We start from the raw sequence: 25,276 nt of genomic DNA on the forward strand, positions 1-25,276 counted from the left end.
CATACGTGCCCTGCATCGCCGGCGGGCGCCATACCCAACACTACGCAAAAGCGGACCCGGGGCGGGCGGGCGCGGAAGGGGGCCCGCGCCCGCCGCCGGCGTTGCGCGCGGGCCCGTGCGCGTCGCCCGCCGCCGGCGTTGCGCGCGGGCCCGTGCGCGTGGGATAAGGGACCGTGCCCGCCCTGCCCCGCCCCTTCCCCGGCCTGCGCCTGGGCTATGCCGGCAAGCTCGCCCTCGCGGCGGCGCTGCCGCTCGCGCTGGCGGTGGGCGGGATCGGCTGGCTCGTCCTGCAGCAGTCCAGGACCGCCGCCGCGCGCGAGATCGCGGCGCTGGAGGATCAGCTGACCGCCGCCAAGCGCGAGGAGCTGCGCAACTACGCCGCCCTCGCCCGCGGCGCCATCTCCGCGATCCACGGCCCGGCCGCCTTCGACGACGAGGACGCGAAGGCGCGCGCGCTCCAGATCCTCTCCGCCATGACCTACGGGCGCGACGGCTACTTCTTCGTCTTCGACTACGACGGCACCGCCCTCGCCGCCCCCCGCAGGACCGAGCTGATCGGACGCCGCTGGCATGACCTGACGGATACCGAAGGCACGTCCGTCACCGCGCAGCTGATCGACCTCGCGCGGGAGGGGGGCGGCTACCACTCCTTCCTCTGGCAGCGCCCCTCCACAGGCGAGGAGGGGCGCGTCATCTCCTACGTGATCGGGCTGCAGGACTGGCGCTGGGCCATCGGCACGGGGATCTTCGTCGACGACATCCTCGCCGCCGCCGCCGCCGCCCGCACCGAGGCGCAGGCCCGTGTGCGCGAGACGTTCCTTTGGATCGGGGCGATCGCCGCGCTCGCGCTCGGGGCGGTCTTCGCGACGGGCCTCGCCCTCGCCATGAGGGAGCGTCGCCGCGCGGAGGCCGCGCGCCGCGCGCTGACCGGCCGCATCGTCGACGCCCAGGAGGAGGAGCGCACCCGCGTCGCGCGCGAGCTGCACGATTCCATCTCACAGATGCTCGTGGGGGTGCGCTACGCGCTCGACCTCGCCCGGCGGCGGCTCGACCGGGGGGACCCGCGCGCGGCCGGCAGCCTGCGGGACGGGATCGCGGGCCTCGGCCGCGCCACGCAGGAGGTGCGCCGCATATCGCGGGACCTGCGCCCCGGCGCGCTCGACGACCTCGGCCTCGGCCCCGCGCTCAAGTCCCTCCTGGAGGAGTTCGGCGCCCGCACCGGAACGCAGGTGGCCTTCGAGACGGTCGTCTTCCGCAACCGCCTCTCCGAGGAGGCGCGCGTCGCCCTCTACCGCATCGCACAGGAGGCGCTCACCAACATCGAGCGCCATTCCGGCGCGCGGCGCGTCGCCATGAAGCTCCACGGCACCCGCCGCGGCGCGGTCCTGCGGATCGAGGACGACGGCCGCGGCCTCGCCGCCGCACGGTCCGCCGAAGGGCGCGCGACGGGCCTCGGGCTGCGCAACATGCGCGAGCGGGCCGAGCGGCTGGGCGGCACCCTCGCGGCCGGATCGCGCGGGCGCGGCACCACGGTCGAGGCGGTGCTGCCCCTGCGCCATATCCTTCCCGCCGCGGCGCCTTCCGCCGAGGGCCTCCCGGTGGCGGCGGAATGACCGTCTCCGTCCTCGTGGTGGACGACCATCCGATGGTCGCCCAGGGCATCGCCGCCCTGCTCGAGACCTATGACGACATCCGCATCGCCGGAACGCTCCATTCGGGCGCGGAGGCCGTGACCGCGGCGCGCGCGCTGCGGCCGGACGTGATCCTGCTCGACCTGAACATGCCCGGGATGAACGGCCTCGCCGCGACCGAGCTGATCCGCGAGGCCGACCCCCTGGCGCGCATCCTGATCCTCTCCATGCACGACAGCCCCGAATACATCGCCGCCGCCCTCGACCACGGCGCCATGGGCTACGTGCTGAAGGACGTCCCCCCCGAGGAGGTGCGCGGGGCCATCGACGCCGTGATGGCGGGCGGGCAGTACCTCTGCGGCGGCGCGACGGCGGCCCTGCGCCCCGGGACGCCCGGCGGCGCGATCCCCCTCACCGGGCGCGAGCAGCGCGTCCTGCTGGAGCTGGCGCAGGGGCGGTCGAACAAGGCGGTCGCCGGGGTCCTCGGCATCTCGGTCCGCACGGTCGAGACGCACAGGAAGAACATCCGCCGCAAGCTGGGTATCGGCTCGACCGCCGGCCTCACCCGCTATGCGCTGGAGCACGGCGTGCTCCAGCCGGACGGCCGCCGCGGGACGGCGACCGCCGCCCTGCGCCTCTAGGCGTCCGCCTTCGCCTTGCCCAGATGGTCGGCGGGCTCGGCGTCGCGCTCGCCCATGCGCCGGGCCTCGCCCACGGTGGTGTCGTGGCGCGTCTGCGCCTCCGTCTCGGCGTTCAGCTCGGCCCCCATGAGGACGATGTAGGCGCTGATCCACATCCACATCAGCAGCACCACCACCCCGCCGAGCGATCCGAACGTCTCCTGGTACGAGCCGAAGGAGCGGACGTACCACGCGAAGAGGACCGAGCCGATCAGCCACAGCACCGTCGCCGCGACGGAGCCCGGCGTCAGCCAGGCCCATTCCGCGTCGTCCCGCGAGGGGCCGAACCGGTAGAGGATCGCGAGCCCCAGCATCGCGATCGCGGCGACGAGGGGCCAGCGGGCGATCGTGATGACCACGTTGGTCGTCGGCCCCAGCGGCAGGAACTCCAGCACGATGGGCAGCAGCACGATCGCCGCGACCGTCACGAAGAACCCCAGCACGACCCCCAGCGTCAGCGCGAGGCGCACGGCGGTGAACTTGACGAAGCCGCGATCCTCCGTCTCGTCGTAGGCGATGTTCAGCCCCTGCATGGCCGACCGCATGGCCGCCGACGCCGACCAGAGCGACAGGAGGAGGCCGAGGATCGCCGTGAAGCCCAGGCCGGTCTCCTCGCCGGCGATCTCGGTCGCCTGGTCGATCACGATCTCCGCCGCCTGCTGCGGCAGGATCTGCGTCAGCTGCTGGATCTGCCCGGTGATCTCGTTGGGATCGGCCACGATGCCGGCGATCGCCATCACCGCCGCGATGCCGGGGAACAGCGCCAGGAGGCCGTAGAACGCGATCCCCGCGGCGACGAGGCCGACCCGGTCGTTCGCGATCTCGTCCTTCGTCCGCAGAAGGATGTCCTTCCACCCCGCCTTCGATATCTCCGTCGGCTTGGTCGCATGCCGTCCGCGGTTCGCCATCTGCGTCTCCTTCCGTTGCGGGGGGGAACGAACGGCGGGTGGCAACGTTCCGCCGGTTCCGCGTCGCAGGCTCGTTTCGCGGGAAGGCCGCCCCCGCGCGGCTCGTCGCACGGAAGGGCGCCCTGCGGCCACCGGATGCTACGGGTTGACCGCGCCGCCTCCCGTCCCGTATTGATCGGCCACCGCCGACGTCCGGCGGGCGAAAGGCGTGGCATGACCCTCATTCTCCTCGTATCCGCGGCGCGCATGGCCCCCTGACGGGAAGCGGCCCCGCCGCGCCATGCGCCCCCGACCGACCCCGGCGGGGGTTTTTTTATGCCCGCCGATCCCGAATCCCAGACGGACCGAGACGATGACCGACGAGACGAAGGCTTCAGATCAGCACATCACCGGCGCGCAGATGGTGGTGCGCGCCCTCCGCGATCAGGGGGTCGAGGTGATCTTCGGCTATCCCGGCGGCGCGGTCCTGCCGATCTACGACGAGCTCTTCCAGCAGGAGGGCATCCGCCACGTCCTCGTCCGGCACGAGCAGGGCGCCGTCCACGCCGCCGAGGGCTACGCCCGCTCGACCGGCCGGCCGGGCGTCGCCCTCGTCACCTCCGGGCCGGGCGCGACGAACGCGGTCACGGGGCTGACGGACGCCTTGATGGACTCGATCCCCATCGTCGTCCTGACGGGCCAGGTGCCGACCTTCATGATCGGCTCGGACGCCTTCCAGGAGGCCGACACCGTCGGCATCACCCGCCCCTGCACCAAGCACAACTGGCTCGTGAAGGAGGCCGAGACCCTGTCGGCCACCATCCACGAGGCGTTCAAGGTCGCGACCTCCGGCCGTCCGGGCCCGACCCTCGTGGACATCCCCAAGGACGTGCAGTTCGCCTCCGCCCCCTACACGGGCCCCGACATGGTGACGCCCAGGCACCGCATCCCCCGCCGCGAGACCGACCCCGCCATGATCGAGGCCCTCGTCGGCGAGATCGAGCGCGCCGAGCGCCCGATCCTCTACACCGGGGGCGGCGTCATCAACTCGGGGCCCCGCGCCTCGCAGCTCCTGCGCGAGCTGGCGGCCGAGACGGGCTTCCCCGTCACCTCGACCCTCATGGGCCTCGGCGCCTACCCCGCCTCGGGCGAGGCGTGGCTGGGGATGCTGGGGATGCACGGCACGGTGCAGGCGAACTACGCCATGCACGGCTGCGACCTGATGGTGAACGTGGGCGCGCGCTTCGACGACCGCATCACCGGGCGGGTCGACGCCTTCTCCCCCGGCAGCGTGAAGGCCCATGTCGACGTCGACCCCTCCTCGATCAACAAGGTCATCCCGACGCAGATCCCGCTCCTCGGCGACGTCGCGGAGGTGCTGGAGAAGGTGCTCGCCCTCTGGCGGCAGCGCGGGTCGAAGGTGAACCGCGACGCCCTCGCCGCCTGGTGGAGGCGGATCGACGAATGGCGCGCCACCGACTGCCTCGCCTTCGTGCAGGACGGCCCCGTCATCAAGCCGCAGCACGCCCTCTCCCGGCTCGAGGCGCTGACCAAGGGCCACGACCGCTACGTCTGCACGGAAGTGGGCCAGCACCAGATGTGGGCCGCGCAGTACATGGGGTTCGAGGCGCCGATGCGCTGGATGACGTCCGGCGGCCTCGGCACGATGGGCTACGGCTTCCCCGCCAGCATCGGCGTGCAGATGGCGCACCCGGATGCCCTCGTGATCAACGTCGCGGGCGAGGCGTCCTGGCTGATGAACATGCAGGAGATGGGGACCGCCACCCAGTACCGCCTGCCCGTCAAGCAGTTCATCCTCAACAACGAGCGGCTCGGCATGGTTCGCCAGTGGCAGGAGCTGCTCCACGGCGAGCGCTACTCCCAGTCCTGGTCCGAGGCCCTGCCCGACTTCGCCAAGCTCGCCGAGGCGTTCGGCTGGCTCGGCATCACCGTGGACGACCCGGCGGACCTCGACGACGCGATCCGGGCCATGATCGACCACCCCGGCCCCGTCCTCCTCGACTGCCTGGTCGAGAAGCACGAGAACTGCTTTCCCATGATCCCCTCGGGCAAGGCCCATAACGAGATGATCCTGCCCAACGCCGAGGCGCAGGGCCAGATCACCGCGCAGGGCGCCGTCCTCGTCTGATCCCCGCCGCCCCGGCAGGCCCCGGGGCGGCCTCCTCCGCACGGGAGACGCCTCCCGGTGCGGGGGTTTCGCCGGCGCGCCCTTCCCGCTAGGCCGCGCCGGCCCGCCGCCGCCGGATCGTTTCCGCTCCAGCCGGCGTTGGCCGACAACAGCCCCAGCAGGAAAGGCAGCCGCATGGCCGACACCACGCCGCAGGACGTCGACGAGCAGGGGCTGAGGCCGCCCGCCGGCGACGCCGCCCCGATCGAGACCGACTACGAGGTCGGCCAGGACAACATCGAGACGTCCATCGGCCGGGTCGATCTGGACATCCACAACCCCGTCTTCGTGATCTCGGCCGTCTCCGTGGTGGTCTTCACGGCCCTCGCCATGGCGCTCCCCGATCAGGCCGCGGCCGTCTTCGGCACCCTGCGGCCCTGGCTGACGGCGACCTTCGACTGGTTCTTCCTCTCGGCGGCCAACGTCTTCGTCGTGTTCTGCCTCGCGTTGATCGTCTCGCCCTACGGGTCGGTCCGCCTCGGCGGGTCCGAGGCGCGGCCCGACTACGGCTATCCCGGCTGGCTCGCGATGCTGTTCGCGGCCGGCATGGGGATCGGGCTGATGTTCTATGGCGTCTCCGAACCCATGAGCCACTACACCGCCGCCCTGGGCGGCACCGCCTTGGAGGGCGAGGCCCGCACCGACTGGTCCCCCCTCGCCGGCGCATCCGGGAACCAGGCCGAGGCCGCGCGCCTCGGGATGGCGGCGACGATCTTCCACTGGGGCCTGCACCCGTGGGCGATCTACGCCGTCGTGGCGCTGGCGCTCGCGCTCTTCTCCTACAACAAGGGGCTGCCGCTCACGATCCGCTCGGCCTTCTACCCCATCCTGGGCGAGCGGGTCTGGGGCTGGTGGGGCCACGTCATCGACACGCTGGCGGTCTTCGCCACGCTCTTCGGCCTTGCGACCTCGCTGGGGATCGGGGCGCAGCAGGCGGCCTCGGGGCTGACCTTCCTCTTCGGCTCCGGCTCGGCGGAGGAGGGGACGCGCGCCTTCCTCGGGATGCCCTACGGCAACCAGGATCAGGCGGCGAACTCGACCGCGCTCCTCGTGCTGCTGATCGTCCTCATCACCGGCTTCGCCCTCTTCTCCGTGCTCAGGGGCCTCGACGGCGGCGTGAAGATCCTCTCGGAGGTGAACATGGGGCTCGCCGCCCTTCTGCTTCTCTTCGTCCTCGTGGTCGGCCCGACCGGGCTGCTGCTCGCGGGCTTCGGCGACAGCCTCCTGGCCTACCTGCGGAACCTTCCGGCCCTCGCGAACCCCTTCGGACGCGAGGACGTGAACTTCTCGCAAGGGTGGACGGCGTTCTACTGGGCCTGGTGGATCTCCTGGTCGCCCTTCGTGGGCATGTTCATCGCCCGCGTCTCGCGCGGCCGCACCGTGCGCGAGTTCGTGATCGCCGTGCTCCTCGTGCCGTCCCTCGTCTGCGTCCTCTGGATGAGCGTCTTCGGGGGCACCGCGATCTTCCAGTTCTCCGAGACGGGCTACGCCGGCGTGGCCGACGCCCCGCTGGAGCTGCAGCTCTTCGCGATGCTCGCCGAGCTGCCGCTGGCGCAGATCACGTCGCTGCTGGGGATCGTCCTGGTGATCGTGTTCTTCGTCACCTCGTCGGACTCGGGCTCGATCGTGATCGACACGATCACCGCGGGCGGCAAGATCGACGCGCCGGTGCCGCAGCGGGTGTTCTGGTGCACCTTCGAGGGCGCGATCGCCGTCGCGCTCCTGCTGGGCGGTGGGCTCGCCTCGCTGCAGGCCATGGTCGTCTCGACCGGCCTGCCCTTCACGATCGTCCTGCTGCTGATGTGTTGGGCAATCCTCAAGGGCCTCGCGTCCGAGCGGAAGGCCCAGTGATCCCTCGGCGGCGCCCTTCCGGGGGCGCCGCCGACTTGACCCGCGCCCCGGGCCGGGCGCAGATGCACCCATGTCAGCGCTGAAGATCGAACCCGGCTCCACCAGCCATTCCGCCTACGACCTGCGCGCGGGCTACGAGGCCCGGGACGAGCGGCACACCCTCGCGGTGATCGTCGACAACGAGGCGGGGGTCCTCGCCCGCGTCATCGGCCTCTTCTCCGGCCGCGGCTACAACATCGAGAGCCTGACGGTCGCCGAGGTGGACCACGAGGGGCACCGCTCGCGCATCACCATCGTGACCACCGGCACGCCCCAGATCATCGAGCAGATCAAGGCCCAGCTCGGCCGCATCGTCCCCGTCCACGAGGTCCACGACCTGACCGTCGACGGCCCCTCCGTCGAGCGCGAGCTCGCGCTCTTCAAGGTGGCGGGAACGGGCGACAAGCGGGTCGAGATGCTGCGCCTCGCGGACGTGTTCCGCGCCAACGTCGTCGATTCGACCCTCGAGTCCTTCATCTTCGAGGTGGTCGGCACGCCTCAGAAGATAGACGCCTTCGCCGACCTCGTGCGCCCCCTCGGCCTCGCCGAGATGGCCCGTACCGGCGTCGCCGCCCTCTCCCGCGGCTCGGCCGCGGTCTGAGAACGAAGAAAGGGGCCGCCCGAGGGCGACCCCTTCTTCAATCCGTCATCCGCCGATCAACGGTTCAGGATCACGATCGCGTCGTCGGAGTAGAGCTCCGTGAAGTCGAGGCGATTGTCGTCGTTCACGTCCATGTCCTGATAGTCCGCCTGCTCGAGGCCCGGGAAGTAGGGCGTCAGCTCGGCATACTCGACGAAGCCGCTATCGTTGGCATCGACGGTCTCGCGATCGATGATGCCCTCGAGCATCGGGACGTCCGTGATGATCACGTTCGACTCGATCTCTGCCGGCAGACCCGGCTGCAGGTCGTCCGCCGCGATGGCCGTCGCGTTCTCACCGTTGATGAGGACGTTGTTGCCGTAGCGGGCCAGGATGTCCTGCGCTTCGCTTGTGTCGTACTCGCGCGAGTCGAGGCGGTTGTCGTCGTTGATGTCCATGTCGTTGAAGAACACGGGGTCGAAACGGGGCCAGATCGACTCGATTTCGGCGAGGCTGATGAAGCCGTCATCGTCGATGTCGGCGGCCTCGAATTCGATGAAGCGGTCGGTGTCGGCGAAGGCCGCCGTGCTGGCGAGGATCGCGGCGGTGGCGAGAATGCGTTTCATATGCGTCGTCCTTTCAGAAGTGCGTGTGCGACGGCTCGCTAAAGCCGTTGCACCTACAATGCCGCCCGGCGGACATGGGTTCCTGATGGATAACAGATACTTGAACGATCATCCCAAGCGATGGCGGCCATCCGACGCGAGCGGGCCGCCCCAACTTCGGGGGCGGCCCTCAGGATCTTGGCGTCGGTGCCCTTCAGGATCAGTACCGGTTCAGCTCCGCCTGCACCTCGTCGGCGTAAAGCTCGTTCGCATCGACGAGGCCATCGCCATTGGCGTCGATCCGGCCGTAATAGCCCTGCTGCAGTCCGGGGTAGGACCGCTCCAGCTCGTCGTAGGACACGAGGCCGTCGCCGTCCGCGTCGATCACCCGGATCCCGACCACGTTCGCATCGGCCGGTTCATAGCGGGACAGCACCGTCTGCGCCTCGGGGGCGACCAGCTCGGACGCGTCGATCCGGTTGTCGTCGTTGGTGTCCACGTCGTCGAAGAAGACGCGCTGCAGCCCGGGGTAGGACGCCCGAAGCTCGCCGAACGAGGCGAAGCCGTCGCCGTTCAGATCGACGTCGGCGATGTCTTGGACGGCGTGGGCGGCGGTCCCGGCGAGGGCGGCGGCCGCCGCGGCGGCGAGGATGGAGAGACGGGTCATAATGGACGATCCTTCTTCTGCGTGCGTTCGCCCCTCAACCCGAACCCCCGGAGGGAAGGTTCCGCCCGCGCCTTTCGGCCCGCGCCGCGTCGCAAGGCCCCGGCGCCCCCTCAGCGGCCTTCGAAGGCCGGGGGGCGCTTCTCGGCGAAGGCCACGACGCCTTCCTTGAAGTCCCGCGTTGCGCCCATTCGGCCCTGCACCCGCGCCTCCAGCGCAAGCTGATCCTCCAGCCCGTTGCCCCAGGCGCCCCGGATCGCCTCCTTCACGCCGCGATAGGCTTCCGTCGGGCCGCAGGCGAGGTGCCGGGCCCGGTCCCACCAGTGCTGGGCGAACCCCTCGTCGGGGACGGCCTCCCAGATCAGGCCCATCCGGTCGGCCTCCCCCGCCGTGACCTTGTCCGCGAAGAGGGCCATGCCCATCGCCTTCGCCGCGCCCACCTGCCGGGGCAGCCACCACGTGCCGCCCGCATCCGGTATCAGCCCGATCCGCGTGAAGGCCTGGATGAACACCGCCCCCTCGGCCGCGATCACCACGTCGGCCGCCAGCGCCAGGTTCGCCCCGGCCCCAGCCGCCGGCCCGTTCACGGCGGCGATCGTGGGCACCCGGCAGTCGAAGATCGCCCGCAGCATGGGCACGTACTCGTCCCGCAGAGTCCGCTCGAGGTCGATGTTGGCCACGTTCGCCCGGTCGCCCAAGTCCTGCCCCGAGCAGAACGCCCGCCCCTGCCCGGTGATCACCAGGCACCGCGCCTCGCGCTCGGCGGCCTTCACGGCATGGGTGATCTCGGCGCGCATCTGCGTGGACAGCGCGTTCATCACGTCGGGCCGGGCGAGCGTCAGGATGGCCACGTCCTCGCGCACCGCGTACTTGATCGCCTGGTATTCCATCCGCCCGCCCCGCTGAACCGCTCCGTTCATTCCCTGCCACGCCCCGCCCTCGTTGGCGAGGCCGAACGCAGCGTCTGCGCCGCCCTCTCCGCCGCGCGCCGCTGCGCCTCGGCCTCGGCCTTCAGGGCCTGCCCGGTCAGCCGCTTCCACAGGGTCATCGCATCCGCTCCCGCACCGTGACCGACAGCTCGGTCAGCACCTCCGAATTGCGGCGAAGCGCCTCGCGCACCGCCGCCTCCTTCTGCAGGTCCCGCCAGAGCAGGAAGAACACCAGCGCCACCCAGGGCCCCCCCTCGGCCAGGGCGGCGATCCAGAACCCCTCACCCATCGCGCCATTCCTCCAGGGCGGCGTTGGGGCGGGGACGGGCCGCCGCGATGGCACGCCCCGCGGCCAGCGTCTCCGCGATCGACCGGCGGAACTCCTGCGCGCGGGTCTGGTGGCGGGCGCCGAAGTAGAACGACACGATCGCCCCCATCAGCCACCACAAGGGCTCGGGCACCAGCGCGATCCCGGCCATGCGCGCGGCGAACCATTCGGGCGCCCACATCGCCGACACGAAGAGGCCCAGCGTCCCCAGCGCCATCGCCGGGCGCGGCAGGCGGTTCACCCCGTCCATCACCCGGTCGAAGAGGCCCCGCCCGCCCCGGAACTCCGCCCCGAACTGCGCGAGGCTCTCCATCCGTCCCTCGTGCGCCCGCACGCCCGCCCCTTCGGCGTTCTCGCGGAAGACCTCCGCGACCTCGCGCAGCCCGTCCCGCCCGAAGACCAGGTCCAGCACCCTCCCGATCAGCCCCATCCCGCGACCCTCTCCCGATGCTCGGCGGACGTCAGGCGGAAGCGCTCGGCCACGAACTCCTCCGCGCGCAGGATCCAGCCGCCCTTGCCGCCGTCCCTTCGCCGCGCGAACTTCCGCAACCGGGGCCGCCGGCGCGCCAGGGCGTAGTACCATTCCCGCCGGGCGATGCCGTAGGCGTCCGCCAGATGCGCCGGGGCGCGGGCCAGCGCCCGGTGCGCCGCGCCCGCCGTGAGGGGCCCGATGATCCCGTCCACGACCAGGGGCTCGCCCATCTCGGTCAGCAGCTCCTGCAGCACGCGCACCGCCGCCGACCCCGCGTTGACGTAGAAGTCGAAGACGGACGGCCTCAGCGCCTCGGGCAGCAGGGCGATCCCCGGCCTGTCGTGATACTCCCTCACGAAGATGGCGGCGGCCCGCTCTGGCGTCATCGCGCGCACGTCCGCCACGCCAACCCGGCCGTCCCCCGTCAGGTCCAGTCCCAGCCTCCGCAACGTCCCCACGGTGACGCCGTGCTTGGTCGCGCCGCCCGGATCGTCCGGGTCGTCCACGAACCCGCCCTCCCGGCGCACGATGTCCCTTGCGATCCCCGATACGTCCATCTCCGCCCCCACGGCTGCCCGTGCGAGGAAGGATGCCCGCCGGAGGTTAACGGCGGCCGAACGCACCGTACGGTGCCCTCAGCCCTCCTCGCCCCCGCGATAGACCCCCTGCTCGCGCAGGGCGTCCGCGACCTCGCGGGGCATGTAGGTCTCGTCATGGCGGGCCAGCAGCTCCGACGCGGTGAACACCCCGTCCTCCAGCCGCCCCAGGGCGACCACCCCCTCGCCTTCGCGGAAGAGGTCGGGCGTGATCCCGGTGTAGCTGACGCGCACCGCCGCGCCCCCGTCGGTCACGTCGAACACCACCGTCTCGCCCTGGCTGACGAGGGTTCCCTCGGCCACCAGCCCGCCCACGCGGAACACCTCCGAAGGCGGCGGCGGCGCCTCGGCCACCTGCGAGGGCGAGCGGAAGAACGAGATCCCGTCCCGCATCGCGTAGCCCACCAGCGCGGTCGAGGCCGCCAACAGCACGACCGCCAGCGCGATCACCTGTATCCGCCGTGTCTTCTTCAACGATCTCATGGGAATACCGGGACGACTTCAAGTCCCGCCTCCTCTGGCAGCCCCAGCATCAGGTTGGCGTTCTGGATCGCCTGCCCGCTCGATCCCTTCGCCAGGTTGTCGAGGGCGCCGACCACCAGCGCCCGACCCGGAACCCGGTCCTCCGCGACCCCGATCTTGCAGAGGTTCGACCCCCGCACCGACATGGTCGAGGGCAGCCCCTCGGGCATCACGTGGACGAACCGTTCGCCCTCGTAGGCGGCCTCCAGGGCGTTCCGAACCTCTCGCGCGTCGCCCTTCACGTAGGCCGTCGCCAGGATGCCCCTGTTCATCGGCACGAGATGCGGCGTGAACCGGATACGGACGTCACGCCCGGCGGCCAGCGACAGCTCCTGGTCGAACTCGCCCAGGTGCCGGTGCGTCCCCCCGTAGCCATAGGCCGACGCGCCCTCGGCCAGCTCGGCGTAGAGCAGCCGCTCCGTCGCCGAACGCCCCGCCCCCGTGGGCCCGCATTTCAGGTCGAGGATCAGATCGTCCGGGTCCGCCACCCCGGCGGCCACGAGGGGGCGCAGCACGAAGAGCCCGCACATCGCATTGCAACCCGTGCCCGCGACCAGCCGGGCCTTGGAAATCTCGTCCCGATAGACCTCCGTCAGCCCGTAGACCGCTTCGGGCTGCACCTCCGGGGCGAGGTGTTGCGTGCCGTACCACCTCTCGTACTCCGCAGGATCGCGCAGACGGAAGTCGGCCGACAGGTCCACGACCTTAAGGTCGCGCGGGAAGTCCTTGATGACGCTCTGGCTCGTCCTGTGCGGCAGCGCGCAGAAAACCAGGTCCAGCGCGGAGAGGTCGATTTCCTCGATCTTAACCAGTTCGGGAAGATCGAGATGGTCGAGATGCGGGAACACCTTCTCGATCGGCCGCCCCGCCTTCGAGTTGGCCGAGAGGGCCCCGATGCGAATCGACGGATGCCCCGCCAGCAGCCGGATCAGCTCGGCCCCCGTGTAGCCGGAGGCGCCCAGGATGGCGACGTTCTTCATCGTGCTCGAACCTATGTGGGAAACGGGGAAACGGAAGGCTCACGCGCCCTCGAACCGCACCTCGCGCTTCAGGAACCGGGTCGCGTGGTCCGCGACCCTGCGCGGATCGCCCGTCGTGACGAACCCCCCCTCGCCCGTGCCGCCCATACCCGGATGCCGCCCGAGGTAGTTCGCCAGCGATTCGGCCACCAGCGCGGGCTGCGACAGCACCCGGCAGCCCTCCGGCAGCGCGTCGCGGAAGACGTCCTCGACCAGCGGGTAGTGCGTGCACCCCAGCACGGCCGCGTCCGGCCCCGGCATCTTCCTGAGCAGCGCGTCGACATGGCTGCGGACGAGGGCCTCGGCCAGGATCATGTCCCCCTCCTCGATCGCGTCCACCACGCCCCCGCAAGCCTGCGCCTCCACGTCCACGCCCACGGCGCGGAACGCCAGCTCGCGCTGGAACGCGCGGGAGGCCACGGTGGCGGGCGTCGCGAAGAGGGCGACGTGCCGCGCCCCCACCTCCCGCGGGGGCGAGTTGTCGCCCCAGTCCCGTTCGGTCAGCGCCTCGATGAGTGGCACGAACACCCCCAAGACCCGCTTGCCCTCCGGCACCCCCGCCTCCTGCATCCGGCGCAGCGCCGCGGCGCTCGCGGTGTTGCAGGCCAGCACGACCAGATCGCAGCCCCGTCCCCACAGGTCCCGGACGGCGCCGTCCGTCAGGTGGAAGATGTCCTCGGCGTCGCGCACCCCGTAAGGCGCGTTGGCGCTGTCTGCGTAGTAGAGGAAGGGCGTGTCCGGCAGCGCCCTCTCGGCCTCGGCCAGCACGGTCAGCCCGCCCAGCCCGCTATCGAAAACGCCAACCGCCATGCACCGATCCTCCAGCCCCGGCCCGCCTAGGCCGGGCGGGCGCGGATGTCTATTCGGCCGCCTCCCGCACCGGCCCCGCGCGCAGCGCCGCCAGCAGCTCCCCGCGCCGCGCGGCCGCGGCCCTGGCGTTCGCCGCCTTGACCGGCCCGAAGCCGCGGATGGACAGGGGCAGCCGCGCCCAGGCCTCCGCCGCCTCGGGGTTCCCGGCGGCGAGGGGCAGCACCGCGCCGAGGTCCCGCTCGTACTCGTCGATCAGCGCGCGCTCCATCCGGCGCTCCTCCGTGCGGCCGAACGGGTCCAGCACGGTGCCGCGCAACCCCCGCATCCCCGCCAGCAGCGGCCAGACCCGGTCCATCCACGGGCCGAAGCGCCGCTTGCGGGGCCGCCCGGCGGGGTCCCGGCCCGGCAGCATCGGCGGGGCGAGGTGGTAGGACACCCGCCCGCCCCCCTCGAACGCCTCGGCGACCCTGCGGCGCGTGTCGCGATGCAGCCGGGCGACCTCGTACTCGTCCTTGTAGGTCAGGAGCTTGCCGAACCCTTCGGCCACGGCGGGGCGCAGGAAGCCCGGCGCGCGGCCCACCGCGGCACGGAACCGGGCCACGGCCCCCTCGCCCGAATGGTCCCGGACCCGCCCCTCCCAGGCGGCGATCCGCTCCTCGTCGGTGCGGGGCGTCGCCGGGGCCTCGGGCGCCAGGAAGGCGGCGGCCTCCTTCGGGCGGGCGACGGCCCAGCGGCCCAGGGCGAAGGCCCGGACGTTGCCCTCCACCGCGGCGCCGTTCAGCTCGACCGCCCGCAGGATCGCCGCCTCCGACAGCGGGACGAGCCCGCGCTGCCAGGCCGCGCCCACCATCAGCATGTTGGCGAAGATCGTGTCCCCCAGCGCCGCCTTCGCCAGCGCCGAGGCATCCAGCGCGGCGAGCCTCGCGCCCAGCCGCTCCTCCAGCCGTGCGCGCAGCGTCTGCGCCGGCAGCGCGAACCCCGGGTCGCGCGTGAAGTCGCCCGTCACGGTCTCGGCCAGGTTCACGACCGCGCCCGTCCGGCCCGGCGCCGTCAGCGCCAGCGTCGCCGCCCCGGCGGTCGTCACCAGATCGCCGCCGATCACCGCGTCGGCCTCGCCCAGGGCGACGCGCACGGCGCTGATGTCGCCCGGCTCCTCCGCGATGCGCAGGTGGATGTGCACCGCCCCGCCCTTCTGGGCGAGGCCAGCCATCTCCATCATGCCGGCGCCCTTGCCCTCGAGATGCGCCGCCATCGACAGGACCGCGCCGACCGTCACCACGCCCGTCCCTCCGATCCCGGTGACGACCGTGGCGTGGGTGCCCTCGATCGCGGGCAGGTCCGGCACCGGCAGGGGGCCGACCTCGACCGCGCGGGCCTCGGCGCGGCGGGGCGCGGCGCCCGCCACGGTGACGAAGGCCGGGCAGAACCCGTTCACGCAGGACGCGTCGAAGTTGCACGAGGACTGGTCGACCATCCGCTTGCGGCCGAACGGCGTCTCCAGCGGCACGAGCGAGACGCAGTTCGACTGCACGCCGCAATCGCCGCACCCCTCGCAGACCTCCGGGTTGATGAAGACCCGCTCGGCGGGGGGCGGGAAAGCCCCGCGCTTGCGGCGGCGGCGCTTCTCGGCCGCGCAGGTCTGCACGTAGAGGATCGCCGTCACCCCGGGACGCGCGGCCATCTCGCGCTGCACCGCGTCGAGCTCGCGGCGCTCGCGCACCTCGACCCCGGCCGGCAGGCCCTTCGGATCGAACCCTTCCGCGGGGTCGTGGACGACCGCCACGCGGCCGACCCCCATCGCGACCAGCTCCGCCGCGATGCGATGGGGGCCGAGGCCCCCTTCGTTGCCCTGCCCGCCGGTCATGGCGACCGCGTCGTTGTAGAGGATCTTGTAGGTCATCGTCGTGCCGGCCGCGACCGCGGCGCGAACCGCCTGTATGCCCGAGTGGTTGTAGGTCCCGTCGCCGAGGTTCTGGAAGACGTGCCCGCGCGTGCTGAACGGCGCCTCGCCGATCCAGTTCGCGCCCTCGCCGCCCATCTGGGTGAAGCCCGTCGTCTCGCGGTCCATCCACTGCACCATGTAGTGGCAGCCGATCCCCGCATAGGCGCGCGCGCCCTCCGGCACCTTGGTCGAGCTGTTGTGGGGGCAGCCCGAGCAGAAGTAGGGCAGCCGCGCCGCGACGTCGGGGGCGCCCGCGCGCCGCGCCTCCGCGATGCGCGCCAGCGCGGCCTCGATCCGGTCGGTGCGCCGCCCCTCCTCCAGGAGGATGCCGCCGAGCTTGGCCGCGATGTCCACGGGGTCGAGCGCCATGCGCGTCGGGAACAGCTCCTCTCGCCGTGCCCCGGCCTGCGATCCGCCCTTGTGCCAGCCATGGACCCGCCGGCCCTGGCGGTCGTCGAAGATGGCCTCCTTGATCTGCACCTCGAGCAGCTTGCGCTTCTCCTCGACCACGACGATCAGGTCGAGGCCCTCGGCCCACCCGCGAAGCCCCTCCATGTCCAGCGGCCAGACCTGCCCGACCTTGTAGGTGGTGATCCCCAGCCGCGCCGCCTCGTCCTCGTCGATCCCGAGAAGGCCGAGTGCGTGGACGAGGTCCAGCCAGTTCTTCCCCGCCGCGACGAGGCCGATCCGCGCCCCGCGCCGGCCCCAGACGCGCCGGTCCATCCCGTTCGCGCGCGAGAACGCCTCCGCGGCGGCGCGCTTGTGGTCGATCATCCGCGCCTCCTGGGCCTGCGGCGTGTCCGCCAGCCGGATGCCCAGCCCGCCCTCGGGCATGGGGACGTCCGGCCGGACGAGGCGCAGCCGGTGCGGGTCGCCGTCCACCACGGCGGTCGCCTCGACCGTATCCTTCATCGTCTTGAGGCCGACCCAAACCCCCGCGAAGCGGCTCAGCGCCCAGGCGTAGAGCCCATGGTCGAGGATCTCCTGCACCCCGGCCGGCGAGACGACGGGCATGTAGGCGTCCACCATCGCCCAGTCGGACTGGTGCAGCGTGGTCGACGACTCGCCCGTATGGTCGTCCCCCATCGCCATCAGCACGCCGCCCAGGGGCGCGGTGCCGGCCATGTTCGCGTGCCGCATCACGTCGCCCGAGCGGTCCACGCCCGGGCCCTTGCCGTACCAGAGGCCGAACACCCCGTCGTATCGCCCCTCGCCGCGCAACCCCGCCTGCTGCGTGCCCCATAGCGCGGTCGCGGCGAGATCCTCGTTCAGGCCGGGGTGGAAGGCGATCCGATGCTCGGCCAGCAGCCGCGACGCGCGGCCCATCTGCATGTCCACCGCCCCGAGGGGCGAGCCCCGATAGCCCGTCACGTAGCCGGCCGTGTCGTACCCGGCGGCCGCGTCCCGCGCGCGCTGCATCAGCACCAGCCGCACGAGCGCCTGCGTCCCGTTGAGAAGGACCGGCGACTTCGAAAGGTCGAGCCGGTCGTCCAGAGAGACTTCGCGAAGTCCTGCGGTCACGTCCTGCCCTCCCCATTCCGGATCGCGGCCACTCTAGGTCAGCTTTGCTGACCGACCAAGCCGCAAAGCGCGCCATCGCGGCGTTACCGCTACCGAACGACGACCCGAGGTCGTATGCCCGGCCCCATAGCACCAGGAGAATCGCCGATGGACTGGGACAAGCTGCGAATATTCCACGCGGTGGCGGACGCCGGCAGCCTGACGGCGGCGGGCGATACGCTGCACCTGTCGCAGTCGGCCGTCTCCCGCCAGATCCGCGGCCTGGAGGAGCAGCTGAACACGACCCTCTTCCACCGCCACGCCCGCGGCCTCATCCTGACCGAGCAGGGCGAGCTGCTGTTCGACGCGACCCGCGCGATGACCAAGCGCCTCGACGCCGCGTCCGCCCGCATCCGCGACAGCGAGGAGGAGGTGTTCGGCGAGCTTCGCGTGACCTCCACCGTGGGGTTCGGGATGCTCTGGCTCGCGCCGCGCCTGTCGCGCCTCTACGACCGTTATCCCGACCTCAACCTCGACCTCATCCTGGAGGAGCGGGTCCTCGACCTGCCCATGCGCGAGGCCGACGTCGCCATCCGCATGAAGGAGCCCGCGCAGGCCGACCTCGTCCGCAAGAAGCTGCTGTCGATCCGCATGGCCCTCTTCGCGACGCGCGAGTACCTGGATCGCCACGGCGCCCCGGAGGACGAGCGCCAGATCGGCCAGCACCGCCTGATCTGCCAGCACCCGAACGCGATCCAGGTCGCGGCCGGCGCGCAGCTCGTCCAGGGGCTGATGACCCATGGCGTCCCCAACGTGTTGTGGGTGAACAATTATTTTGGGGTCGGGCAGGCGGTGGTGAACCATCTGGGGATCGGGATCCTGCCGAACTACATGGCGGGCGACGACCCCCGCCTGATCCGCGTCCTGCCCGAGGTGGAATCGGGCGAGGTGCCCGTCTTCCTCGCCTACCCGGAGGAGCTGCGCTCCTCGAAGCGGGTGGGCGCCTTCCGCGACTTCGTCACCGAGGAGATCACCGCCGCCCGCCGGGCCGGCGCGCTCGATGGCTGACGGCGCCCGGAAAACAGGCGGTTTGCCGCGGATGCATAGCGGATATGCAAAGCGATCGGTCCATCGCGCTTGATCGGCCCCGGCGGCGATCATAGCTGGCCGCTGTCCGGGAGGACTCGCTTCTCCCGTACGACCTCCCTGTTGGACTTGGCCGGAGCGAAGGCTCCGGCCTTTTTTTCATCCGAGCAGGCAGTCCCCCAGGGACAGGGCCACCGTGATCCGATCGCCCGGCCCCCTCGGGATGCCGTCCACGTCGATCTCGATCCGGTCCGCCTCGATCCTCACCCGCTCCGGCGGCATGGGGATGCTCGTCTCCTCCGCCACCAACGCACCGCCCTCGAACGTGGTGCATCCGGCCCCGGCGAAGGTCAGGACGTAGCCGTTGAAGGTGCCCAGCCGGTCGCCCCCCTCGATTGCGCGATCCGGCCCGTATCCAATGGTCAGCCGGTCGCCCGCGACGTCCACCACCGCCGGGACGGCGCGGTAGCCGCCGTCGTCGTCGGCCGCGTCGAACCCGAACTCCGGCCCGTCGCCCACCACGGCCGCGCGCGGATCGGCCGAGGCGAGGATGGCGCCCCCCTCGCCGCGCAGCTCGATCCACATGGTCAGCCGGAGCCCGTCCAGGCCCTCGGCGCCCGCGGACGTCGCCAGCAGGATCAGGGCCAGGGCGCGCATGCCCCTGCCCTAGCACCTCGGCGGGGGCCGGGCTAGGACGCCGCCCGGGCACCCGGGGGGGAGATTCATGGATCCGAAGATCACGCCGGAGCTGGTCGAGGCGCACGGGCTCAGCCCCTCCGAATGGGACCGCGTGCTGGACATCTGCGGCCGCGAGCCAACCTGGACCGAGCTGGGCATCTTCTCGGCCATGTGGAACGAGCACTGCTCCTACAAATCCTCGAAGCGCTGGCTGCGGACCCTTCCCACGAAGGGCCCGCAGGTCATCTGCGGCCCCGGCGAGAACGCGGGCGTCGTGGACATCGGGGACGGCGACGCGGTCGTCTTCAAGATGGAGAGCCACAACCACCCCTCCTACATCGAGCCCTTCCAGGGCGCGGCGACCGGGATGGGCGGCATTCTGCGGGACGTCTTCACCATGGGCGCGCGGCCCGTGGCGGCGATGAACGCCCTCTCCTTCGGGGGGGTGGATCATCCCCGCACCCGGACCCTCGTCCACGGCGTCGTCGCGGGGATCGGCGGCTACGGCAACGCCTTCGGGGTGCCGACCGTGGGCGGCGAGGTGCGGTTCGATCCCGCCTATGACGGCAACTGCCTCGTGAACGCCTTCGCCGCCGGCATCGCGAAGGCGGACGCGATCTTCTACTCCGCGGCCTCGGGCGTGGGGCGGCCGGTCGTCTACCTGGGGGCCAAGACGGGGCGCGACGGCGTCGGCGGCGCCACCATGGCCTCGGCCGAGTTCGACGACACGATCGAGGAGAAGCGCCCGACCGTGCAGGTCGGCGATCCGTTCACCGAGAAGAAGCTGCTCGAGGCGTGCCTCGAGCTGATGGACACGGGGGCGGTGATCTCGATCCAGGACATGGGCGCGGCGGGGCTGACCTGCTCGGCCGTCGAGATGGGCGACAAGGGCGGCCTCGGCATCCGCCTCGACCTCGACGCGGTGCCCGTCCGCGAGGAGGGGATGACTGCCTACGAGATGATGCTCTCCGAAAGCCAGGAGCGAATGCTCATGGTGCTCGACCCCGCGAGGGAGGCCGAGGCGCGGGCCGTGTTCGACAAGTGGGATCTGGACTTTGCCGTCGTGGGCGAGACGATAGCCGAGGATCGCTTCCTGGTCCTGCACGGCGGCGAGGTGCAGGCCGACCTGCCCCTCTCGACCCTCGCATCCTCGGCCCCCGAATACGACCGTCCATGGGAGGCGACGCCCCCCGCCGAGCCGACTGGCGAGCTGCCCCGGATCGGCGCCATCGACGCGCTGAAGGCTTTGATCGGCCACCCGAACCATGCCCGCAAGCAATGGGTGTGGGAGCAGTACGACCACACCGTCCTCGCCGACACGGCCGTGCCGCCGGGGCGGGGCGCGGGGGTGGTGCGGGTCCACGGCAGCGGCAAGGCGCTGGCGTTCACGGCTGACGTGACCCCGCGCTACGTCCTGGCGGACCCGGTGGAGGGCGGCCGCCAGGCGGTGGCCGAAGCGTTCCGCAACCTCTGCGCGAAGGGCGCGACCCCTCTCGCCGCGACGGACAACCTGAACTTCGGCAATCCCGAGAAGCCCCGCATCATGGGTCAGCTCGTCGGCGCCATCCAGGGGATCGGCGATGCGTGCGAGGCGCTGGGCACCCCGATCGTGTCGGGCAACGTGTCGCTCTACAACGAGACGGACGGCCAGCCGATCCTGCCCACGCCCACCATCGGCATGGTCGGCCTGCTGGACGACCTCGGCGACCTCATCGACGGCGATCCCCGCGAGGGCGACCTCGCCCTCCTCCTCGGCGGCGCAGGGGGGCATCTCGGGCGCTCGGCGCTCCTGGCCGCGCTGGGCCGCGACGAGGGGCCGCCGCCGCCCGTCGACCTCCGCGCCGAGCGCGCGGCGGGCGAGTTCGTGCGCGAGAGCCGGGCCCTCGTCGGTGCGTGCACGGACCTGTCGGACGGGGGGCTCGCGCTCGCCGCGTTCGAGATGGCGGCCGGGGCGGGCCTCGGCGTTCGCATCGAAGGCGACCTTCCCACCCTCTTCGGCGAGGATCAGGGCCGCTACCTCGTCGCCGCGAGCTTCGATCAGGCCGAGGCGCTGATGGTGGCCGCCGGCCGCGCCGGCGTGGCGGTGGAGGCGGTGGGCGGCTTCGGCGGCGCCGAGGTCCGGCTGGGCGGCGACGCGGCGCCACTCGCGGACCTCGAGGCCCTCTGGCGCGGGGCCTTCGCGAAGGCGCTGGGGTGAGGCCTCCGCCGTCGGGCCGGGAAGCCGGACCGGGAATGCGCCCGGAGGAAGGCCCGGCCGCGCGGTGCCTGTCCCATTGCACGCCCCCCGCCATCCGCCTACCTCTGACCGGGAAAGGACGCCGCCCATGCCCATGCACACCCACCAGATCGAGACCCTGCTGCGGGAGAGCTTCCCCAACGCCCGGATCGAGGTCTCGGGCCAGGACGGGGTCCACATGTCGGCGGTCGTCGTCGACGAGAGCTTCCGGGGTCTCAACCGCGTCCAACAGCAGCGCGCGGTCTACGCCGCCCTGAAGGGCAGGATGGACGGCCCCGACGGCGAGCTGCACGCCCTCGCCCTCACCACCCGCGCCCCCGACTGATGGAGAGACCGATGCCCGACGCCACCGCCCCCGCCCAGGACCGCATCCGCGAGACCGTGGAGGCCAACGACGTGGTCCTCTTCATGAAGGGGACCAAGGCGATGCCTCAGTGCGGGTTCTCCGCCAAGGTCGCGGGCGTCCTGAATTACATGAACGTGCCCTACAAGGACGTGAACGTCCTCGACGACATGGACGTCCGGCAGGGGATCAAGGACTTCTCCGACTGGCCGACCATCCCTCAGCTCTACGTGAAGGGCGAGTTCGTCGGCGGCTGCGACATCATCACCGAGATGACCCTGTCGGGCGAGCTGGACGAGATGCTGGAGGCCAAGGGCGTCGCCTTCGACAAGGATGCCGCCGAAGAGATCCGCAAGCACAACGGCTAGCGGCCGGGGGCCCGGCCCGCCGGCTCGGCCTCCTCCTCCTGGGGCAGCGACTTCTCCAGCCGCTCGGCCATCGCCTCGGCGCGGCGGGCGGCGGCCTCGACGGCGGCGGGCAGGCCCGGGGGCACGATCCCGACCTCGACGGTGCGCGGCTCGGGCTCGGGGCGGTCCTTCAGCTCGGCCAGCTTGGCGTCGCGTTCCGCGACCGCCGCCTCCGCACGGCGCAGCTTCTCCTCCAGGCCGGCGGTCTTGTCGGCCAGCATGAGCCCGGACATCAGCAGAAGCTGCCCCTCGGGCATCCTGCCCATCTGGCCGACCAGCACGCCCGCCTCGCCATCCAGAAGCCCTGCGGCGGCGCGGAGGTAGTGCTCCTCGCCTTCCTGGCAGGCGACCTCGAACTCGCGGCCTCCGATGGTGACGGTCACGGCGGGCATCTCAGGCCTCCTCCGGCATGGCCATGATGGGCGAGACTTCCTCGATCAGACGGTCCAGGTCGTCGCGGTCCGCCTGCCGCTGCAGGCGCAGGGCCTCCAGCTCGGCGGCCGTGGCGCGGTTGACGAGGTCCGGCTCCGCCAAGCCCTCGGCCATGGCGTCCCGCAGGGCGCCGCAGTTCTCGCGCAGGCGCTGGTTGACGCCCCGCAGCTGGCGCGCCTCGCGCTCGTGATCCTCGAGGCGGGCGCGCAGATCCGCAAGCTCGGCCTCCAGCTTCGCGACATGCGTGGTCTGCCTGCGCTTGAGCGCGCGCACCCGGTCGTCGAGCTGCGCGGCGGCGTCACGCTCGGCCTCGAGCTCGGCCTCGAGACGCTCGACCTCGGCGGGGTCGGCGGGCTCGGGGCGCGGGGCGGCCGAACGCTCGACCGCGCCCTCCAGCCGGTCGAGCGCCTCGACCAGCCGGCGCTCCGCCTCGGCGAGCTCGGCCGGCATGCCGCCTTCGATGTGCACGGAATCCTCCATCCGGTCCCCCGTCCCGATCCTCCGGGCCGCCGCCTTACGCACGGCCCGTCCCCTTCGCCCGATTCGCGTCACCATACCGAGGATTGCGCGCTTGGCACCCCCCGGCAGGACGGCGGCGCCCCCGTGGCGGGCGGTTGCCGCCTCCTGCCGCCTTCGCTAGCAGGCGAAACGACAGCCCGCACCAAGGAAGGACGCCCCATGGACATCGCTGCCCTTCGCGAAGCGCACCCGGACCACTGGCGGCGCGCCGCGGCGATCCGCACGCTCACCCTCGACGCCGTGGCCGCGGCGAACTCCGGCCATTCGGGCGCGCCGATCGGGCTGGCGGACGTGGCGACGGTCCTCTGGTCGAAGCACCTGAAGTTCGACGCGGCCCATCCGCAATGGCCTGACCGCGACCGGTTCATCCTGTCGAACGGCCATGCCTCGATGCTGATCTACGCGCTGACCTACCTTACCGGGATGCCCGGGATGGACCTGCAGCAGATCAAGGACTTCCGGCAGTGGGGGTCCAAGACCGCCGGCCACCCCGAGCGCGGGCACGCCCCCGGTGTCGAGACGACGACCGGCCCGCTGGGCCAAGGCCTGGCCAACGCGGTCGGCAAGGCGATGGCCGAGGCGCACCTGCGCGCCGTCTGGGGCGAGAAGGTCGTCGACCACCACACCTTCGTCTTCGCCGGCGACGGCTGCCTGATGGAGGGCATCTCGCACGAGGCGATCGCGCTGGCGGGAATGCAGAAGCTCGACCGGCTGATCGTCTTCTTCGACCACAACGGCATCACCATCGACGGCAAGGTCTCGCTGGCCGACATCACCGATCAGCGCGAGCGTTTCGACGCGTCAGGGTGGGACACCTTCGCCTGCGACGGACACGACCCCGACGACATCGACCGCGCCATCCGCGAGGCGAAGGCCTCGCCCCGCCCCGCGATGATCGAGTGCCGGACCCACATCGCCCTCGGGGCGCCTCAGCAGGACACCGCCAAGGGCCACGGCGCGATCACCAAGCCCGAGGACGTCGCCGCCACGAAGGAGGCCTACGGCATGGCCGCGGGCTCCTTCGTCATCGAGGACGAGGTGAAGTCCTGGTGGGAGGAGGTCGGCGCCCGCGGAGGCGAGGCCCATGCCGAATGGCGCGCCAGGCTCGACAAGCTCTCCAAGGGCAAGCGCGCCGAGTGGGACCGCGTCGAGGCGGGCGAGGCGCCGAGGAAGCTGCAATCCACGATCCGCGCGCTGAAGAAGCAGGCCGTCGAGGCGATGCCCAAGCTCGCCACGCGCGCGGCCTCCGAGAAGGTGCTGGAGGTGGTGAACCCGATCATGCCCGAGACCTTCGGCGGCTCGGCCGACCTGACGGGGTCCAACAACACCCAGGCCGGCGGCATCACCGTGTTCGACCCGGAGAACCGGGCCGGCCGCTACGTCCACTACGGCATCCGCGAGCACGGGATGGCCGCCGCCATGAACGGCATCGTCACCCATGGGGGCCTGCGCCCCTATGGCGGCACGTTCCTCGTCTTCTCGGACTACGCGCGGGGGGCGATCCGCCTCTCCTCGCTGATGGCGGTGCCGACGGTCTACGTGATGACGCACGATTCCATCGGCCTGGGCGAGGACGGGCCCACGCACCAGCCGGTCGAGCATCTGGCCGCCCTGCGCGCCATGCCGAACCACCTGGTCATCCGCCCCGCCGACCAGGTCGAGACGGCCGAGGCGTGGGAAATCGCGCTGACGTCCATGACGACGCCCGTGACGCTCGCCCTGTCGCGGCAGGGCCTGCCCGCGGTCCGTTCCAAGAACACCAACAAGAACCTCGTCTCGCAGGGTGCCTACGTCCTCGCGGAAGCGGAGGCGAAGCGGCAGGTGGTGCTCATGGCGTCGGGCTCGGAGGTCTCGGTCGCGATGGACGCGAAGGCCGCGCTGGAGGCGGACGGGATCGGCGCGCGCGTCGTCTCCGTCCCCTGCATGGAGCTCTTCTGGCAGCAGGACGAGAGCTATCGCCGCCGTGTCCTGCCGGGCGGCGCCGTGCGCGTGGCCGTCGAGGCCGCCGTCCGCCAGCCCTGGGACCGGTTCCTCCTCGGCGAGCGCGGGCGCGAGCAGAAGGCCGGCTTCGTCGGCATGGACGGCTTCGGCGCCTCGGCCCCGGCCGAGACCCTGTTCGAGAAGTTCGGCATCACCGCCGACGCCGTGGCGGAGAAGGCCAAGTCCCTCCTCTGATGGCGGACAGGGCCTGGCTGATCCTGGGGCTGGCGATCGCGGGCGCGATCGCCGCCGACGCCCTTCTGAACGACGGCCGTGCCCTGGTATTCCTCGGCAACCGGTTCCTGCAGCTTCTCTGGTGGCTGGCGTTCTGGCGTTAGGGGCCGCATAAGCC

At 71.8% G+C, this 25,276-nt stretch carries 26 protein-coding genes; 11 read left to right on the forward strand and 15 right to left on the reverse strand.

Annotated elements, in window-relative coordinates; all coding sequences use genetic code 11:
- The first annotated feature begins 182 nt into the window (after positions 1 to 182).
- On the forward strand, positions 183 to 1,613 hold the full coding sequence (locus BCF33_RS05490; RefSeq protein ID WP_106160230.1) for a cache domain-containing protein: 1,431 nt from the start codon (positions 183 to 185) through the stop codon (positions 1,611 to 1,613).
- Positions 1,610 to 2,272 carry a response regulator gene (locus BCF33_RS05495; protein ID WP_106159867.1) on the forward strand — a complete coding sequence of 221 codons (663 nt, stop codon included), beginning with the start codon at positions 1,610 to 1,612 and terminating at the stop codon, positions 2,270 to 2,272. The genes BCF33_RS05490 and BCF33_RS05495 overlap by 4 nt, the downstream gene beginning before the upstream one ends.
- Here the strand turns inward: BCF33_RS05495 and BCF33_RS05500 are convergent.
- Entirely contained in the window at positions 2,269 to 3,219 is a 951-nt protein-coding gene (locus BCF33_RS05500) for a YihY/virulence factor BrkB family protein (RefSeq protein ID WP_106159868.1), read from the reverse strand. The genes BCF33_RS05495 and BCF33_RS05500 overlap by 4 nt on opposite strands.
- Before the next feature lie 352 nt (positions 3,220 to 3,571).
- Here BCF33_RS05500 and BCF33_RS05505 point away from each other — a divergent pair, with 352 nt between their 5' ends.
- From BCF33_RS05505 to ilvN, 3 genes are all read left to right on the forward strand, one after another.
- The gene (locus BCF33_RS05505; protein WP_106159869.1) at positions 3,572 to 5,347 is read left to right on the forward strand and encodes an acetolactate synthase 3 large subunit; all 1,776 of its coding nucleotides are present in this window, start codon (positions 3,572 to 3,574) and stop codon (positions 5,345 to 5,347) included.
- A 174-nt stretch (positions 5,348 to 5,521) separates the two neighbouring features.
- Entirely contained in the window at positions 5,522 to 7,237 is a 1,716-nt protein-coding gene (locus tag BCF33_RS05510) for a BCCT family transporter (RefSeq protein WP_106159870.1), read from the forward strand.
- A gap of 70 nt (positions 7,238 to 7,307) precedes the next feature.
- Complete coding sequence (gene ilvN / locus BCF33_RS05515; RefSeq protein WP_106159871.1) at positions 7,308 to 7,877, forward strand: acetolactate synthase small subunit; 570 nt, start codon at positions 7,308 to 7,310, stop codon at positions 7,875 to 7,877.
- Positions 7,878 to 7,933: 56 nt separating this feature from the next.
- Here the strand turns inward: ilvN and BCF33_RS05520 are convergent, their stop codons facing one another.
- From BCF33_RS05520 to BCF33_RS05560, 11 genes are all read right to left on the reverse strand, one after another.
- On the reverse strand, positions 7,934 to 8,482 hold the full coding sequence (locus BCF33_RS05520) for an EF-hand domain-containing protein (protein ID WP_106159872.1): 549 nt from the start codon (positions 8,480 to 8,482) through the stop codon (positions 7,934 to 7,936).
- Between the two features lie 199 nt (positions 8,483 to 8,681).
- On the reverse strand, positions 8,682 to 9,128 hold the full coding sequence (locus tag BCF33_RS05525; RefSeq protein ID WP_106159873.1) for an EF-hand domain-containing protein: 447 nt from the start codon (positions 9,126 to 9,128) through the stop codon (positions 8,682 to 8,684).
- Positions 9,129 to 9,238: 110 nt separating this feature from the next.
- On the reverse strand, positions 9,239 to 10,015 hold the full coding sequence (locus tag BCF33_RS05530; protein WP_106159874.1) for an enoyl-CoA hydratase-related protein: 777 nt from the start codon (positions 10,013 to 10,015) through the stop codon (positions 9,239 to 9,241).
- Between the two features lie 26 nt (positions 10,016 to 10,041).
- Complete coding sequence (locus BCF33_RS14450) at positions 10,042 to 10,173, reverse strand: hypothetical protein (RefSeq protein ID WP_281260005.1); 132 nt, start codon at positions 10,171 to 10,173, stop codon at positions 10,042 to 10,044.
- On the reverse strand, positions 10,170 to 10,343 hold the full coding sequence (locus BCF33_RS14180) for a hypothetical protein (protein WP_170073276.1): 174 nt from the start codon (positions 10,341 to 10,343) through the stop codon (positions 10,170 to 10,172). Before BCF33_RS14180 ends, BCF33_RS14450 begins: the two co-directional genes overlap by 4 nt.
- Positions 10,336 to 10,812, reverse strand: coding sequence for a holin family protein (locus tag BCF33_RS05535; protein WP_106159875.1), 477 nt, complete (start codon positions 10,810 to 10,812; stop codon positions 10,336 to 10,338). Before BCF33_RS05535 ends, BCF33_RS14180 begins: the two co-directional genes overlap by 8 nt.
- A complete protein-coding gene (locus BCF33_RS05540) occupies positions 10,803 to 11,411 on the reverse strand; it encodes a holin-associated N-acetylmuramidase (RefSeq protein WP_106159876.1) in 609 nt (202 codons plus the stop codon). Before BCF33_RS05540 ends, BCF33_RS05535 begins: the two co-directional genes overlap by 10 nt.
- Before the next feature lie 78 nt (positions 11,412 to 11,489).
- Positions 11,490 to 11,933 (reverse strand): cytochrome c maturation protein CcmE, encoded by a 444-nt coding sequence (ccmE, locus tag BCF33_RS05545; protein WP_106159877.1) that lies wholly within the window; start codon positions 11,931 to 11,933, stop codon positions 11,490 to 11,492.
- Positions 11,930 to 12,952, reverse strand: a complete 1,023-nt coding sequence (argC, locus tag BCF33_RS05550; RefSeq protein WP_106159878.1) for an N-acetyl-gamma-glutamyl-phosphate reductase — start codon at positions 12,950 to 12,952, stop codon at positions 11,930 to 11,932. The genes ccmE and argC overlap by 4 nt, the downstream gene beginning before the upstream one ends.
- Before the next feature lie 39 nt (positions 12,953 to 12,991).
- On the reverse strand, positions 12,992 to 13,801 hold the full coding sequence (locus BCF33_RS05555; protein ID WP_106159879.1) for a glutamate racemase: 810 nt from the start codon (positions 13,799 to 13,801) through the stop codon (positions 12,992 to 12,994).
- 49 nt (positions 13,802 to 13,850) lie between these two features.
- Positions 13,851 to 17,264: an indolepyruvate ferredoxin oxidoreductase family protein gene (locus BCF33_RS05560; RefSeq protein ID WP_106159880.1), complete on the reverse strand. Its 3,414-nt coding sequence runs from the start codon at positions 17,262 to 17,264 to the stop codon at positions 13,851 to 13,853.
- A 147-nt stretch (positions 17,265 to 17,411) separates the two neighbouring features.
- Here BCF33_RS05560 and BCF33_RS05565 point away from each other — a divergent pair, with 147 nt between their 5' ends.
- Positions 17,412 to 18,311, forward strand: coding sequence for a LysR family transcriptional regulator (locus tag BCF33_RS05565; RefSeq protein ID WP_106159881.1), 900 nt, complete (start codon positions 17,412 to 17,414; stop codon positions 18,309 to 18,311).
- Positions 18,312 to 18,488: 177 nt separating this feature from the next.
- On the opposite strand, the gene BCF33_RS05570 is transcribed toward BCF33_RS05565, so the two are convergent.
- Positions 18,489 to 18,986, reverse strand: a complete 498-nt coding sequence (locus BCF33_RS05570) for a hypothetical protein (RefSeq protein ID WP_106159882.1) — start codon at positions 18,984 to 18,986, stop codon at positions 18,489 to 18,491.
- Positions 18,987 to 19,053: 67 nt separating this feature from the next.
- On the opposite strand from BCF33_RS05570, the gene purL reads away from it, so the two are divergent.
- From purL to grxD, 3 genes are all read left to right on the forward strand, one after another.
- The gene (gene purL, locus BCF33_RS05575) at positions 19,054 to 21,204 is read left to right on the forward strand and encodes a phosphoribosylformylglycinamidine synthase subunit PurL (protein ID WP_106159883.1); all 2,151 of its coding nucleotides are present in this window, start codon (positions 19,054 to 19,056) and stop codon (positions 21,202 to 21,204) included.
- A gap of 127 nt (positions 21,205 to 21,331) precedes the next feature.
- The gene (locus tag BCF33_RS05580; RefSeq protein WP_106159884.1) at positions 21,332 to 21,568 is read left to right on the forward strand and encodes a BolA family protein; all 237 of its coding nucleotides are present in this window, start codon (positions 21,332 to 21,334) and stop codon (positions 21,566 to 21,568) included.
- Between the two features lie 11 nt (positions 21,569 to 21,579).
- Positions 21,580 to 21,954, forward strand: a complete 375-nt coding sequence (grxD, locus tag BCF33_RS05585; RefSeq protein ID WP_106159885.1) for a Grx4 family monothiol glutaredoxin — start codon at positions 21,580 to 21,582, stop codon at positions 21,952 to 21,954.
- On the opposite strand, the gene BCF33_RS05590 is transcribed toward grxD, so the two are convergent.
- Positions 21,951 to 22,385 carry a cell division protein ZapA gene (locus tag BCF33_RS05590; protein WP_106159886.1) on the reverse strand — a complete coding sequence of 145 codons (435 nt, stop codon included), beginning with the start codon at positions 22,383 to 22,385 and terminating at the stop codon, positions 21,951 to 21,953. The two genes, grxD and BCF33_RS05590, sit on opposite strands and share 4 nt — an antisense overlap.
- 1 nt (position 22,386) lies before the next feature.
- Complete coding sequence (locus BCF33_RS05595) at positions 22,387 to 22,905, reverse strand: hypothetical protein (protein ID WP_106159887.1); 519 nt, start codon at positions 22,903 to 22,905, stop codon at positions 22,387 to 22,389.
- Between the two features lie 198 nt (positions 22,906 to 23,103).
- Between BCF33_RS05595 and tkt the strand changes: the two genes are divergently transcribed.
- Both tkt and BCF33_RS14185 read left to right on the forward strand, forming a co-directional pair.
- A complete protein-coding gene (tkt, locus tag BCF33_RS05600; protein WP_106159888.1) occupies positions 23,104 to 25,119 on the forward strand; it encodes a transketolase in 2,016 nt (671 codons plus the stop codon).
- On the forward strand, positions 25,119 to 25,262 hold the full coding sequence (locus BCF33_RS14185; RefSeq protein ID WP_170073277.1) for a hypothetical protein: 144 nt from the start codon (positions 25,119 to 25,121) through the stop codon (positions 25,260 to 25,262). The genes tkt and BCF33_RS14185 overlap by 1 nt, the downstream gene beginning before the upstream one ends.
- Positions 25,263 to 25,276 lie beyond the last annotated feature (14 nt).

This window comes from Hasllibacter halocynthiae (assembly GCF_003003095.1).
Taxonomy (GTDB): Bacteria; Pseudomonadota; Alphaproteobacteria; order Rhodobacterales; family Rhodobacteraceae; genus Hasllibacter; species Hasllibacter halocynthiae.